The sequence below is a fragment of the Klebsiella sp. M5al genome, assembly GCF_002090195.1.
GTDB lineage: Bacteria > Pseudomonadota > Gammaproteobacteria > Enterobacterales > Enterobacteriaceae > Klebsiella > Klebsiella grimontii.
This window is the reverse complement of the sequence record NZ_CP020657.1, coordinates 2,351,377-2,365,297: the sequence shown is the minus strand read 5'-3', so window position 1 is coordinate 2,365,297 and position 13,921 is coordinate 2,351,377. Positions and strand designations below refer to the sequence as shown.

Below are 13,921 nucleotides of genomic sequence, written 5' to 3'. Positions count from 1 at the left end.
CAGAGCGAATACCCAAGAGATCATGATACCGTCTATGCCTGAACAATACCGATACTCTCTGCCGGTTAAAGCCGGCGATCAGCGCCAGCTTGGCGAACTTACCGGCGCGGCCTGCGCCACTCTGGTGGCGGAAATGGCCGAGCGCCACGGCGGCCCGGTGGTACTGATTGCCCCCGATATGCAAAACGCCCTGCGTCTGAACGATGAAATCAGGCAGTTTACCGATAGCATGGTGGCGGGCCTCGCGGACTGGGAAACGCTCCCCTACGATAGCTTCTCCCCGCACCAGGACATTATCTCTTCGCGTCTCGCTACCTTATACCAGCTCCCGACGATGGAACGCGGCGTATTAATCATTCCGGTCAGCACCCTGATGCAGCGCGTCTGTCCGCATAATTTCCTCCACGGCCACGCGCTGGTGATGAAAAAAGGCCAGCGGCTGTCGCGGGATGCGCTGCGCGCCCAGTTGGATAGCGCCGGCTATCGTCACGTCGACCAGGTGATGGAGCACGGCGAGTACGCCACCCGCGGCGCATTGCTTGACCTGTTCCCTATGGGCAGCGAGCAGCCCTATCGTCTCGATTTTTTTGATGATGAGATAGATAGCCTGCGTCTGTTCGACGTCGACAGCCAGCGTACGCTGGAGGAAGTCGCCAGCATCAACCTGCTTCCGGCGCACGAATTCCCGACGGATCAGGCCGCCATCGAGCTGTTCCGCAGCCAGTGGCGCGACCGCTTTGAGGTCAAACGCGACGCCGAGCATATTTATCAGCAGGTCAGTAAAGGCACGCTGCCTGCGGGGATCGAATACTGGCAGCCGCTGTTCTTTAACGAGCCGCTGCCGCCGCTGTTCAGCTATTTCCCGGCGAAAACGCTGATCGTTAACACCGGCGATCTGGAAGCCAGCGCCGAACGTTTCCAGAACGAAACGCGCGCCCGCTTTGAAAACCGCGGCGTCGATCCGATGCGCCCGCTTTTGCCGACGGAGCAGCTGTGGCTACGCAGTGATGAACTGTTTAGCGAGCTGAAAAAATGGCCGCGCGTGCAGCTCAAAACCGAGCGTCTGGCGGAAAAAGCCGCCAATACCAACCTCGGCTACCAGAAACTACACGAGCTGGCGATCCAGGCGCAGAACAAAGCGCCGCTGGATAATCTGCGTCGCTTCCTCGAGTCCTTCAGCGGGCCGGTGATTTTCTCGGTCGAGAGCGAGGGGCGTCGCGAGGCGCTCGGCGAAATGCTGGCGCGCATTAAAATCGCGCCAAAGCATATCCTGCGTCTTGAAGAGGCGACGGCTAACGGCCGCTATCTGATGATTGGCGCGGCAGAGCATGGCTTTATCGATAGCCAGCGGAATCTGGCGCTGATTTGCGAAAGCGATCTGCTGGGCGAGCGCGTCGCCCGCCGTCGTCAGGATTCACGCCGCACCATCAATCCGGACACCTTAATCCGTAACCTGGCGGAGCTGCATATCGGCCAACCGGTGGTGCATCTTGAGCATGGGGTTGGGCGCTACGCCGGCATGACCACGCTTGAGGCGGGCGGGATTAACGGCGAATACCTGATGCTGACCTACGCGAACGACGCCAAACTGTACGTGCCGGTATCGTCGCTGCATCTGATTAGCCGCTACGCCGGCGGCGCGGAAGAGAATGCGCCGCTGCACAAGCTGGGCGGCGATGCGTGGGCGCGAGCGCGGCAAAAAGCCGCCGAAAAGGTGCGCGACGTGGCCGCCGAGCTGCTGGATATCTACGCCCAGCGCGCGGCGAAAGCGGGCTACGCATTTAAACATGATAAAGAGCAGTATCAGCTGTTCTGCGACGGCTTCCCGTTCGAAACCACGCCCGATCAGGCGCAGGCCATCAACGCCGTACTGAGCGATATGTGCCAGCCGCTGGCGATGGACCGCCTGGTGTGCGGCGACGTTGGCTTCGGCAAGACGGAAGTGGCGATGCGCGCCGCGTTTCTGGCGGTGGAAAACCATAAGCAGGTGGCGGTGCTGGTGCCTACCACCCTCCTCGCCCAGCAGCACTTCGATAACTTCCGCGATCGCTTCGCCAACTGGCCGGTGCGCATTGAGATGCTATCGCGCTTTCGGAGCGCTAAAGAGCAGGCGCAGATCCTTGAGCAGGTCGCGGAGGGGAAAATCGATATTCTTATCGGCACCCATAAGCTGCTGCAGCCGGACGTTAAGCTGCGCGATCTCGGCCTGCTGATTGTCGATGAAGAGCACCGCTTTGGCGTACGCCACAAAGAGCGCATTAAGGCAATGCGCGCCGACGTCGATATCCTGACCCTGACCGCGACGCCGATTCCGCGAACGCTGAATATGGCAATGAGCGGTATGCGCGACCTCTCGATCATCGCCACGCCCCCCGCACGGCGTCTGGCGGTCAAAACCTTCGTTCGCGAATATGACGCGCTGGTGGTACGCGAGGCGATCCTGCGTGAGGTGCTGCGCGGCGGCCAGGTCTACTATCTCTATAATGACGTCGAGAATATTCAAAAAGCGGCGGAAAGACTCGCGGAGCTGGTGCCGGAAGCGCGTATCGCCATTGGCCACGGGCAGATGCGCGAACGCGAACTCGAACGGGTGATGAACGATTTCCACCACCAGCGTTTTAACGTGCTAGTATGTACCACCATTATCGAGACCGGGATCGACATTCCGACGGCGAACACCATTATTATCGAGCGCGCCGATCACTTCGGGCTGGCTCAGCTGCACCAGCTGCGCGGCCGGGTCGGGCGTTCGCATCATCAGGCCTACGCATGGCTGTTGACGCCGCATCCAAAAGCGATGACCACCGATGCGCAAAAACGCCTTGAGGCTATCGCGTCGCTGGAAGATCTCGGCGCCGGATTCGCGCTGGCCACCCACGACCTCGAAATTCGCGGCGCGGGTGAACTGCTGGGCGAAGATCAGAGCGGCTCTATGGAAACCATCGGTTTCTCTCTCTACATGGAGCTGCTGGAAAATGCCGTTGACGCGCTAAAAGCCGGACGCGAGCCCTCGCTGGAGGATCTCACCAGCCAGCAGACCGAAGTTGAGCTACGGATGCCGTCGCTGCTGCCGGACGACTTCATCCCCGACGTCAATACGCGCCTGTCGTTCTACAAACGCGTTGCCAGCGCGAAGAACGAGAATGAGCTGGAGGAGATCAAAGTCGAGCTTATCGATCGCTTTGGCCTGCTGCCGGATCCGGCAAGAAACCTGCTCGACATCGCCCGACTGCGCCAGCAGGCGCAGAAGCTGGGGATCCGTAAGCTGGAGAGCAACGAAAAAGGCGGCACCATTGAGTTTAACGAGAAGAATAACGTTAACCCGGTGTGGCTGATTAGTCTGTTGCAGAAGCAGCCCCAGCACTATCGCCTGGACGGCCCGACGCGTCTGAAGTTTATGCAGGATCTCGCCGAGCGTAAAACGCGGATGGAGTGGGTGCGCCAGTTTATGCGCCAGCTGGAAGAGAACGCCACCGCCTGATAGCATTCGGGATACGGTCCGCGCGCCGTATCCCGCCCCTCCCCGCCTGTGCGGCAAAATTTACAAACATTTTGCAATCCCTCTGAACTTCCAGACACTCGTTTCACCATAATCTCAGGGACTTTTCGTATAAAAATAACCACTTACTTATTATGGAAATTAGAGTGATGAAAAGCTTTTCGCGAATTTCTCTCTGGCTGGGGATGATAGCTATCGCCACCGCGCTGGCGCTGCCCGCTCGCGCCAATACCTGGCCCCTGCCGCCGCCGGGCAGCCGTCTGGTCGGGCAAAACCAGTTCCACGTGGTCGAGAATAACGGCGGCTCGCTCGAAGCGATCGCTAAAAAGTATAACGTCGGTTTTCTGGCCCTGCTCCAGGCGAACCCCGGCGTGGACCCTTATGTTCCGCGAGCCGGTAGCGTGCTGACGATTCCGCTGCAAACTCTGCTGCCTGACGCGCCGCGAGAAGGGTTAGTCCTTAACCTCGCCGAACTTCGCCTCTATTACTATCCGCCAGGAAGAAGTGAAGTGACCGTGTATCCTATCGGCATCGGTCAGCTCGGCGGTGATACCATCACGCCGACAATGGTCACCACCGTCTCCGACAAACGCGCCAACCCGACCTGGACGCCAACGGCCAATATTCGCGCCCGCTATAAAGCCATGGGCATCGATCTGCCCGCCGTGATGCCCGCCGGCCCGGATAACCCGATGGGGCACCACGCCATTCGCCTGGCGGCGTACGGCGGCGTGTACCTGCTGCACGGTACTAATGCCGATTTCGGCATCGGCATGCGCGTCAGCTCCGGCTGTATTCGCCTGCGCGATGACGACATCAAAGCGTTGTACAACGAAATAACCCCGGGAACGAAGGTGACGATTATCAATACGCCAATCAAGGTTTCCGTTGAGCCGAACGGCGCCCGCCTGGTGGAGGTGCATCAGCCGCTGTCGAAGCATATCGATGACGATCCGCAGACGCTACCGATCGTCCTCAATGACATCATGCAAGCGTTCAAACAGGCGCAGCTGACCGATACCGAGGTAATGGAACGCGCAATGACGCTGCGTTCGGGTATGCCAATTGATGTCACCCGCCACCATCGCGTCACGGAGCAGTCGCTATAGTTTCCTGAATCGTTGACGAAAAAAAACCGCCTACAGTTCACTGGGGCGGTTTTTTTATGGCAATAATCAAACAGGGTACTGCTTTTTTGCGGGTTGCGGCGCCAGATAAGGGGTGGGCGCCGCTTCGCGTCAGAGACAACGCTTTCTTACTTCACGCGGACTGCTGAAGGGGGTCAGATCCGCGCGTGGTCAGTGGCATAACAGGAGTAGTGTGACAATTATTTGTAAATAACCGCAGTCCCGTGAAGGGTGTTAGGACCTGTGACTGACGTAATACGGTAAGAGGTTGCGCCCATCTCTTCCGCCTTTTGCGCCAGCTGATCTTCCAGCGAACCGAGGTTGGTCCCGGCTGAGGCGGAAACGGTACCGATTTTATGCTGACCCGCCGGCGTTGACTGGACTTCGACAGCGGCAAAGCTGGCGAATGAGAGTGAGCTAAGAACCGCGGCGATGGCAAGCGTTTTAACGTTTTTCATGATTGTTATACCTGTGCAGATGAATGTTATTGTAGGGGCGAACGCATTTAATTAACGATCGATAGGGAAATGATAGTGTGATCCACATCACACGTCAAACGATTTTTATAACGACCGTTTAACTATTTATAAACAGCATAAAATTCATACATATATGAATTATTTATTTTTAGACCGACATCGCTGGCAGCACGTAAGGTTTATTTTTATAATGGCCTTTCAACAAACCAACATAGGTACAGCGGCACCATGACAACTGACGTTCAAAGTTGCACGAAAAAAAGCCGTGGCCGACCTAAAGTGTTCGACAGGGAAGCGGCGCTGGATAAGGCCATGACACTCTTCTGGCAGCACGGCTATGAAGCCACCTCTCTCGCCGATTTAGTGGAAGCAACGGGCGCCAAAGCGCCTACGCTCTACGCAGAATTTGTGAATAAAGAGGGGTTGTTTCGCGCGGTGCTGGATCGCTATATCTCCCGCTTTGCCGCCAAACACGAAGCGCTTCTTTTTGACGAGGAAAAAAGCGTCGATCGGGCGTTACGCGATTATTTCACCGCCGTCGCGGCCTGCTTCACCAGTAAAGAGACGCCGGCAGGCTGTTTTATGATCAATACCTCCGCGGCGCTGGCGGCGGCGTCAACCGACATCGCCAATACCGTTAAGTCGCGGCACGCGATGCAGGAACAGACCCTTACGCAGTTTCTGCAGCAGCGTCAGTTGCGCGGCGAACTCCCGGCAGAGGGCGATGTGCGTCAGTTGGCCCAGTTCCTTAACTGCATATTACAAGGCATGTCGATCGGCGCGCGCGAAGGCGCCGATTTCACTAAAATCATGCAAATCGCCGAGACCACGCTGCGCCTGTGGCCCCAGGTTCTTCAGCGCTAAGGACTCGTTCACCGGTGGGCTCCCACCGGTTCCCTCCCCCTTAATCCCTACATAACGTCATGTTTTCAGTGATTTATTTTGTGCATTTCACGAGAATGATATTGATAACAATAATCAATACGGGCAAAATTCAGCTTTAAACATTTCTGTTTATTTCACCGTGTAACAACCGGTACGCCCGTATCGGAAAACTAAAACAACGATATCGTAAGCCCTTAATAATTCGAGTTGCAGGACAAGGCACGTGTGCCTTGAACTGCGCTAGCGCTGGCCCCGTAGGGGCGAGGCCGCGGGCCGAGTAACGCGCCTGCGACTTGAAGAATGACGGGTATAAACTCATAAAAGGAATGAGCATGAACAAGCGTCTCTGGGTACTAAACCCACTGCTGCTGGCAACCGCCCTGCCCGCCTGGGCGGCTGATGACAACATGATCGTCAGCGCTAACCGAACGCACCGTACCGTCGCAGAAATGGCCCAGACCACCTGGGTTATTGAAGGCCAGGAAATTGAACAGCAGGTTCAGGGCGGTAAAGAATTCAAAGACGTGCTGGCGCAGCTGATCCCCGGCATCGACGTCAGCAGCCAGGGACGCACCAACTACGGCATGAATATGCGCGGCCGCGCGATCGTCGTCCTGATAGACGGCGTTCGCCTTAACTCCTCCCGTACCGACAGCCGCCAGTTAGACTCTATCGATCCGTTTAACATTGAACACATCGAGGTGATCTCCGGCGCAACATCCCTGTACGGCGGCGGCAGTACCGGCGGCCTGATTAATATCGTCACCAAAAAGGGCCAACAGGAGCGCCAGGTCGATCTGGAGCTGGGGGGTAAATCCGGTTTTGCCAACAGCAACGACCATGATGAACGCGTGGCGGCCGCGGTAAGCGGCGGCACAGACCACGCATCCGGTCGTTTATCGGTCGCTTATCAGCGTTTTGGCGGCTGGTATGACGGTAACCACGATGCGCTGCTCCTGGATAATACCCAAACCGGGCTTCAGCATTCCGATCGTCTGGATGTGATGGGAACGGGAACCATTGAGATTGACGAGAACCGCCAGCTGCAGCTGGTGACGCAGTACTATAAAAGCCAGGGCGACGATTACGGCCTGTACCTGGGGAAAAATATGTCGGCGGTGACCGGCGATGGCAAAGCTTTTACCACCGACGGTCTGAACTCCGACCGCGTCCCCGGTACCGAACGCCACCTGATTAGCCTGCAGTACTCCGATGCCGATTTCCTCGGGCAGAACCTGGTCAGTCAGGTCTATTATCGCGATGAATCCCTGACCTTTTATCCTTTCCCGACGCTCAGCAAAGGCCAGGTCAGCAGCTTCTCGTCTTCAAAGCAGGATACCGATCAGTACGGCGCGAAAATCACCCTGAATAGCCAGCCGCTGGACGGCTGGGACCTGACCTGGGGAGTCGACGCCGACCATGAAACCTTCAACGCCAATCAGATGTTCTTCGATTTGGGCCAGTCGATGTCTTCCGGCGGCCTGAACAATCAGGCCATCTTCACCACCGGCCGTTACCCGGGCTACAGCATCACCAACCTGGCACCGTTCCTGCAGTCCAGCTATGACCTGAACGATATCTTCACTATCAGCGGCGGCGTGCGTTATCAGTGGACGGAAAACCGGGTCGATGATTTTGTCGGCTATGCCCAGCAGCAGGATGTCGCCAGCGGCAAGGTTAGCTCGGCGGATGCCATTCCGGGCGGAAAAACCGATTACGATAACTTCCTGTTTAATGCCGGGATTGTGGCGCATCTCACCGACCGTCAGCAGACCTGGTTTAACTTCTCCCAGGGCGTTGAGCTGCCGGATCCGGGCAAATACTACGGCATCGGTAAATACGGCGCGGCGGTCAACGGCCATCTTCCGCTTCTCTCAAGCGTCAACGTTGGCGATTCGCCGCTGCAGGGGATTAAAGTTAACTCCTACGAACTGGGCTGGCGCTACACCGGCGATAATTTGCGTACCCAGCTGGCGGCTTACTACTCGACCTCCGATAAAACCATCGTCGTTAACCGTACCGATATGACCATCGATGTGCAGTCCGATAAGCGCCGTATTTATGGCGTAGAGGGCGCGGTGGATTACTACTTCCCGAACAGCGACTGGAGCGCCGGGGCTAACTTTAACGTTTTGAAATCACAGGTGAAGAGCGATGGCAGCTGGCAGAAGTGGGACGTCACTCTCGCCTCGCCGTCAAAGGCCACCGCCTGGGTTGGCTGGGCGCCGGAACCGTGGTCGCTGCGGGTGCAGAGCCAGCAGGTGTTTGATATAAGCGATGCCAGCGGCAATAAGCTCGATGGCTACAATACCGTCGACTTTATCGGCAGCTACGCGCTCCCTGTCGGCAAGCTGACCTTCAGCATCGAGAACCTGCTCAATGAAGATTACGTCACCGTATGGGGCCAGCGCGCGCCGCTGCTTTACAGCCCGACCTACGGCAGCAGTTCTCTATACGAGTACAAAGGTCGCGGTCGTACCTTCGGCCTGAACTACGCTCTGAGCTTCTGATAAAAAAAGCCCCTCGGCCAGAGAGCCTGAGGGGCTAATAAAGATAAACATCTTTTTTACGCTTTGTTAGTCAGAATCAGCTGGCCATTGCTGTCCAGCGGGATTTGCGTACCGGGGTCGCGATCCATACGGATTTTGCCCTGCTGATCGCCGATTTTGTAAGTGACGTCATAGCCGAGCATTTTCTCTGATTTGTCGTACACCGTTTTACAGCGCTGCTGCGTCGTGGTGTAGGTATCCCCTTCCTGCATAGAGCCCTGAATCTGGTTACCGGCATAGCCGCCGCCCAGCGCGCCCACGACGGTGGCAACGTCGCGGCCGCGTCCGCCGCCGAACTGATGACCAATAACCCCACCGGCCACCGCGCCTAAGACGGAACCGGCGATGCGGTTTTCATCCTGCACAGGTCGACGATGGGTTACGGTGACGTTACGGCACTCCTGACGCGGGGTTTTGACGCTCTCTTTTATCGGCGTACTGGACACTACCTGGGCATACTGCGGGCCGCGGTCTAACACGTTAAGACCGGCAACGGCTGCGACGCCCAGCGCGGCAGCCACGCCAATTCCTATACCCGCCAACATTGATTTATTCACGGGACTTCCTCCTTCGTTGCTATTGCCTGTAATTTTGCAACCCAGCCATCAGGCTTGCAAATAAGAAAGCGGATGAAAAGTGCGTGAACGTACGGCAAATCAATGGGATTCGGAGGAATCCGAGAGGGTTTTCCGGGAAGGACAGGAGGATATTCTGTCGATTGTTCTCATCATTCGACAGGAAAACGGGCGGTCAAAACCTTCTGGCTTTACCGCCCATAGACATTAATGCAGCTTCAGGCGCGGACGAATAATGCGGTTGATACGTCCAACCAGCATCATCAGGCCGGTTTTAAAGTAACCGTGCAGCGCAATCTGGTGCATGCGATACAGAGAGATATAGACGAAACGCGCAATACGCCCTTCGATCATCATTGAACCGCGCATCAGGTTGCCCATCAGACTGCCAACGGTGGAATAGTTAGAGAGCGACACCAGCGAGCCGTGATCTTTATAGGTATAAGCTTTCAGCGGTTTACCTTTCATCTGCGCCACAATATTGTACAGAGCGCAGGTCGCCATCTGGTGCGCGGCCTGAGCGCGCGGCGGGACAAAACCGCCTTCCGGGCGGGCGCAGGACGCGCAGTCGCCGATAGCGTAGATATCCGCGTCGCGAGTCGTTTGCAGGGTCGGCTCAACTACCAGCTGGTTGATACGGTTGGTTTCCAGACCGCCAATCTCTTTCATAAAGTCCGGCGCTTTAATCCCCGCCGCCCAGACCATCAGGTCAGCGTGGATAAATTCGCCTTCTTTCGTATGCAGGCCGTTAGCATCGGCGCTGGTGACCATGGTTTTGGTCAGTACGCGAACGCCAAGCTTGGTCAGCTCGCTGTGCGCGGCGCCGGAAATGCGCGGCGGCAGCGCGGGCAGAATGCGCTCGCCGGCTTCAACCAGCGTGACGTTCAGGGCTTCATTGGTCAGCCCTTTATAGCCGTAGCTGTGCAGCTGCTTCACCGCGTTATGCAGTTCGGCCGACAGCTCGACACCGGTCGCGCCACCGCCAACGATAGCGATATTCACCTTGCCGTTCGCCCCGAGATTCGCCGAATACTTGAGGAACAGGTCCAGCATTTCCTGGTGGAAACGACGCGCCTGATGCGGATTGTCGAGGAAAATGCAGTTCTCTTTCACGCCTGGCGTGTTGAAGTCGTTCGAGGTACTTCCCAGCGCCATCACCAGCGTGTCGTAAGGCAGCTTACGCTCGGGCACCAGCAGCTCGCCCTTCTCGTTATGCAGCTCGGCAAGGGTGATCGTTTTGGTTTCGCGGTTAATATCCACCACCGACCCCAGCTGGAACTGGAAGTCGTGGTTACGGGCGTGAGCAAGGTAGCTCAGCGCGTCTACACCTTCATCAAGTGAACCGGTCGCCACTTCATGCAGCAGCGGTTTCCACAGGTGGCTGTGGTTACGATCGACCAGCGTAATTTTGGCCTTTTTATTACGGCCCAGCTTTTTCCCCAACTGGGTAGCCAGCTCCAGCCCACCGGCACCACCACCCACAATCACTATTTTTTTCAATGGTGTAGTCACGCGACCCCCTAAAATTATTAACCAATTGTTAATTAAAAGTTATACATATAACCTTTAGTTAACAACAGGTTACGGCAGTGAAACCATTCAGCGGGATCGAGAATAACATGAACGGTGCATTGGTCATACCAAAATTGATATGCATCAAGTTTTACTGCATATTTTTTGAGCGTGAAATCGCAAAATCGATAAAAAAAGCCCGCGATGTTGGCACATCGCGGGCCGGGAGGAGATCAGCCGAGGGTTTTAAAGGCCTTTATTCGCTGCAGATGCGGGGAGATGTTTTTAAATTTGTGGGTCTGCTCTTCATCCCAGATTATCTCATAGTAATGGTGCAGCAGCTCCGCCGAACGCTGGCTATTCAGCGCTTCGTCCTGGCGTGACAGCACCACCAGGCAACGGTCGCGGTTTTTTTCGCGGAAATTGTTAACGCACTTGGTAGCGATATCCGCATACTCTTCCGGCCGATCAATCCTCCCTTCCATGTTTTCATTGGGAAACAGGTTTGGATTAAAAATGGCCTGGCGGATATCGCAAAGAAAGCCAATTCGCTCCGCCCAGAAACCGCCGAGACCCACGCCGCAAATCAGCGGCCGATCGTCGGCGCTCAGCTGCAGCATCTTATCGACCTCTTTTAATAAGTGCTGCATATCATGTTTGGGATGCCGCGTGCTGTAGCTAATCAACCGAACATCGGGGTCAATAAACTGAAGCTGAAGCACCTTCTCATGGTTACCGGGGCTGTTTGAGTCAAAACCATGTAAATAGATAATCATCGCATCCTCACCAGACAACAACGCCTTTCAGGTTTATTACGCGGATTTCGCCTCTTGCCAGCGCGCGTGAAGCTGCTCAAGCTGCGTGCTGATCGTCTTCCAGCGGGCGGAATCCCTTAACGCCTGACGGCTAAAGGAACCTTTATGATACAATTTCGTAACACGCTCTGCTTTGATCGGCGACAGGTTATCCAGCACGCTGACCGCACCCTTACGATTATTGCAGACGAGGATCATATCGCAACCCGCATCCAGCGATGCCTGGCCGCGCTCGGCGTAGCTGCCCATAATCGCCGCCCCTTCCATCGAGAGATCGTCAGAGAAGATGACCCCATCGAAGCCCAGCTCGCCGCGCAGGACCGTTTTTAACCAATGCGCGGAGCCGCTGGCCGGGCGCGGGTCGACGTCGCTGTAGATAACGTGGGCGGGCATAATGGCGTCCAGCCGCTGCTCGCCGATCAGCGTACGGAAGATGGACATATCTCTGGCGCGAATTTCCGCTTCCGCGCGCGGATCGCGCGGCGTCTCTTTATGGGAATCGGCCGTCACCGCTCCGTGTCCCGGAAAGTGCTTACCGGTGGTTTTCATGCCCGCAGCGTGCATGCCGTCAATAAAATGACGAGCTATCGCCAGGGCTTTGTCAGGATCGTCGTGATAAGAACGCTCGCCAATAGCGGCGCTGATATGCCCAACGTCCAGCACCGGCGCAAAGCTGATATCAATATCCATGGCGATCATTTCGCTGGCCATCAGCCAGCCGGCCTCTGCGGCCAGCTTACCGCCCTCCTCCATGCCGAGCAGCGCAGCGAAGGACTGCGCTGCGGGAAGACGGGTAAAACCCTCACGGAAACGCTGCACGCGCCCGCCTTCCTGGTCTACCGCCACCACCAGATGGTTGCGCGAAGCCTCGCGGATCTGGCGAACCAACTCGCGCAGCTGCGCCGGATCGTGATAGTTGCGGGTAAACAAGATCAGCCCGCCAACCAAAGGATGCGCCAGAATCTCACGCTCTTCCGCATCCAGTTCAAAACCTTCGACATCCAACATTACCGGACCCACACCCACCTCTCTTATCCTTTTACTTTTTGTCTAACTGGCGCCATATCTCATCCGCCAGCGCAATAAACTGCCGGTCGCCGGTTTGCTGCCAGCGCCGCTCGTACCAGCCCGCCATCAGCAGCCGCACCCATGGACGCCAGCGCTGAATTTGCCGCCAGAGCTGATGCTCATCGATGCTCGCCTGTCTCGCGTATTCTGCGGCTAGCCGACGATGCGCGGCGGGATTGATCCACACCGCCGCCAGCTCCAGCGCGATATCGCCATCGCCCGCATATTCCCAGTCAATCAGCCGCAGCCCCGCCTCGCCGTGAACGATGTTGCCCGCATGGACATCCATATGTAACGGGGCGAGGCGCAGCGGCCGAGGCTCGCCGCGACGCAGCAGGCGTTTATGCCAGCGCAGCCACCTTGGCGTACGCCGCGCGGGGCTGCACTGTTGCCAGTACAGCTCAAGCAGCGGCCGCAGCGCGATACGCCAGCCAAAGCGCGGCTGCCGGTGCAGATGATACAGTAACCCTGCGAGCGCCGGACACTCCGGTAACGCGTTGACCACGTCGCCAGCGCAGTATTCCACCACCATCCAGGCGGGAGAATAAAAAACCGGCGCGGGCGCTAAGGAATCGGGAAGGCGTGACAGGACATGATACTGACGGCGAAAATCGCAGGCTGGCGCATGCGGATCGTGCGGCTGGCGCAGCACCCGCCTTTGCCGACCATCGCTGAGAATGCAGCTGCCGCCGCTCAGCCCGTTTTGGGACAGCGCGGCGACAGGCCTATAGCGCGGGAAAAAGCGCGACAGCACCTCGTCGCGCGTAAGCTTATTGTTGCTGAACTGCACCTTTACCTGACCAGATAATTTCGCCGGTCTGTACCAGCATCAGCTGCATTTTCAGCTCAGGTGAATTGACGTTGCCGGTCGCGTTGGAATAGAGCACATATTGTGCGCCAACGGTACGCGCAATGCCCATCGCTTTGCTGCGGCTGCCAAGGCTATCCTGCGGCGACAGGCCGAGCTGCTGTTTGGCTACGCCCAGCTGCTGCTGCGAGACCAGGGTGAATTTTCCGTTGCCTTCCAGCGCGTTGCGCAGCGCCGTGGTGGCCTCACCGGCATTCAGGGTGCCGTTGGTGCGGTTATTGACGCTGTCGACCAGCAAAATACTCCCCGCATTCACGCCGCTGGCCTGCAGCATCTGCCCGATCATCGGCTGCACCGCGGAACTCCAGTCAAAGTGACGTACGCGCGGCGCGGGCTGAGCTGGCTGCTCGCCGTGTTCAATCGGCCCCGGCTGCGTAGGGATCGCGGGAATAGTCGGCACAGTCGGCTGCGGCTGAACCGGCTGCTGCGGCTTCGGCTGCGCTTCCTCAACGGGAGCGGGTTCCTGACGTTGCCCCACGCATCCGGCAAGGAATATCGCCAGTGCGGTAACTAATGCATAGCGACATAGTTTAATCATTACGAT

Annotated in this window: 12 protein-coding genes; 5 read left to right on the top strand and 7 right to left on the bottom strand. The window is 57.1% G+C overall.

The features are described 5' to 3' along the window. The first annotated feature begins 34 nt into the window (after positions 1–34). Positions 35–3,481, top strand: a complete 3,447-nt coding sequence (gene mfd / locus BWI76_RS11205) for a transcription-repair coupling factor (protein WP_049089981.1) — start codon at positions 35–37, stop codon at positions 3,479–3,481. Positions 3,482–3,648: 167 nt separating this feature from the next. Beyond that, a complete protein-coding gene (gene ldtC / locus BWI76_RS11200) occupies positions 3,649–4,608 on the top strand; it encodes a L,D-transpeptidase LdtC (protein ID WP_004138369.1) in 960 nt (319 codons plus the stop codon). 218 nt (positions 4,609–4,826) lie between these two features. On the opposite strand, the gene bhsA is transcribed toward ldtC, so the two are convergent. Further along, positions 4,827–5,084, bottom strand: a complete 258-nt coding sequence (bhsA, locus tag BWI76_RS11195) for a multiple stress resistance protein BhsA (RefSeq protein WP_004131427.1) — start codon at positions 5,082–5,084, stop codon at positions 4,827–4,829. 124 nt (positions 5,085–5,208) lie between these two features. On the opposite strand from bhsA, the gene BWI76_RS28310 reads away from it, so the two are divergent. The 3 genes from BWI76_RS28310 (at position 5,209) to BWI76_RS11185 (ending at position 8,500) form a co-directional block, all read left to right on the top strand. Beyond that, positions 5,209–5,337 (top strand): hypothetical protein, encoded by a 129-nt coding sequence (locus BWI76_RS28310; protein ID WP_162685316.1) that lies wholly within the window; start codon positions 5,209–5,211, stop codon positions 5,335–5,337. Continuing rightward, positions 5,334–5,969, top strand: a complete 636-nt coding sequence (locus BWI76_RS11190) for a TetR/AcrR family transcriptional regulator (protein WP_004138373.1) — start codon at positions 5,334–5,336, stop codon at positions 5,967–5,969. The genes BWI76_RS28310 and BWI76_RS11190 overlap by 4 nt, the downstream gene beginning before the upstream one ends. Before the next feature lie 353 nt (positions 5,970–6,322). Beyond that, a complete protein-coding gene (locus BWI76_RS11185) occupies positions 6,323–8,500 on the top strand; it encodes a TonB-dependent siderophore receptor (RefSeq protein WP_049089979.1) in 2,178 nt (725 codons plus the stop codon). Between the two features lie 56 nt (positions 8,501–8,556). Here BWI76_RS11185 and BWI76_RS11180 read toward each other — a convergent pair whose 3' ends face one another. From BWI76_RS11180 to lpoB, 6 genes are all read right to left on the bottom strand, one after another. Next, positions 8,557–9,096 carry a glycine zipper 2TM domain-containing protein gene (locus tag BWI76_RS11180; RefSeq protein ID WP_004131424.1) on the bottom strand — a complete coding sequence of 180 codons (540 nt, stop codon included), beginning with the start codon at positions 9,094–9,096 and terminating at the stop codon, positions 8,557–8,559. A 225-nt stretch (positions 9,097–9,321) separates the two neighbouring features. Continuing rightward, positions 9,322–10,626, bottom strand: coding sequence for an NAD(P)/FAD-dependent oxidoreductase (locus BWI76_RS11175; protein WP_024359539.1), 1,305 nt, complete (start codon positions 10,624–10,626; stop codon positions 9,322–9,324). A 233-nt stretch (positions 10,627–10,859) separates the two neighbouring features. Next, the gene (gene ycfP / locus BWI76_RS11170; protein ID WP_004132365.1) at positions 10,860–11,402 is read right to left on the bottom strand and encodes an alpha/beta hydrolase YcfP; all 543 of its coding nucleotides are present in this window, start codon (positions 11,400–11,402) and stop codon (positions 10,860–10,862) included. Between the two features lie 36 nt (positions 11,403–11,438). Beyond that, on the bottom strand, positions 11,439–12,449 hold the full coding sequence (gene nagZ / locus BWI76_RS11165; RefSeq protein ID WP_186439789.1) for a beta-N-acetylhexosaminidase: 1,011 nt from the start codon (positions 12,447–12,449) through the stop codon (positions 11,439–11,441). Positions 12,450–12,480: 31 nt separating this feature from the next. Beyond that, the gene (gene thiK, locus BWI76_RS11160; protein ID WP_004132361.1) at positions 12,481–13,299 is read right to left on the bottom strand and encodes a thiamine kinase; all 819 of its coding nucleotides are present in this window, start codon (positions 13,297–13,299) and stop codon (positions 12,481–12,483) included. Further along, the gene (gene lpoB, locus BWI76_RS11155; protein ID WP_004131417.1) at positions 13,280–13,915 is read right to left on the bottom strand and encodes a penicillin-binding protein activator LpoB; all 636 of its coding nucleotides are present in this window, start codon (positions 13,913–13,915) and stop codon (positions 13,280–13,282) included. The genes thiK and lpoB overlap by 20 nt, the downstream gene beginning before the upstream one ends. Between the last annotated feature and the right edge of the window lie 6 nt (positions 13,916–13,921).

Bases quoted from the DNA above. Each gene is read 5' to 3' on its own strand.
- mfd (WP_049089981.1), top strand. From the start codon at position 35: ATGCCTGAACAATACCGATACTCTCTGCCGGTTAAAGCCGGCGATCAG.
- ldtC (WP_004138369.1), top strand. From the start codon at position 3,649: ATGAAAAGCTTTTCGCGAATTTCTCTCTGGCTGGGGATGATAGCTATC.
- bhsA (WP_004131427.1), bottom strand. From the start codon at position 5,084: ATGAAAAACGTTAAAACGCTTGCCATCGCCGCGGTTCTTAGCTCACTC.
- BWI76_RS11190 (WP_004138373.1), top strand. From the start codon at position 5,334: ATGACAACTGACGTTCAAAGTTGCACGAAAAAAAGCCGTGGCCGACCT.
- BWI76_RS11185 (WP_049089979.1), top strand. From the start codon at position 6,323: ATGAACAAGCGTCTCTGGGTACTAAACCCACTGCTGCTGGCAACCGCC.
- ycfP (WP_004132365.1), bottom strand. From the start codon at position 11,402: ATGATTATCTATTTACATGGTTTTGACTCAAACAGCCCCGGTAACCAT.
- nagZ (WP_186439789.1), bottom strand. From the start codon at position 12,449: ATGTTGGATGTCGAAGGTTTTGAACTGGATGCGGAAGAGCGTGAGATT.
- lpoB (WP_004131417.1), bottom strand. From the start codon at position 13,915: ATGATTAAACTATGTCGCTATGCATTAGTTACCGCACTGGCGATATTC.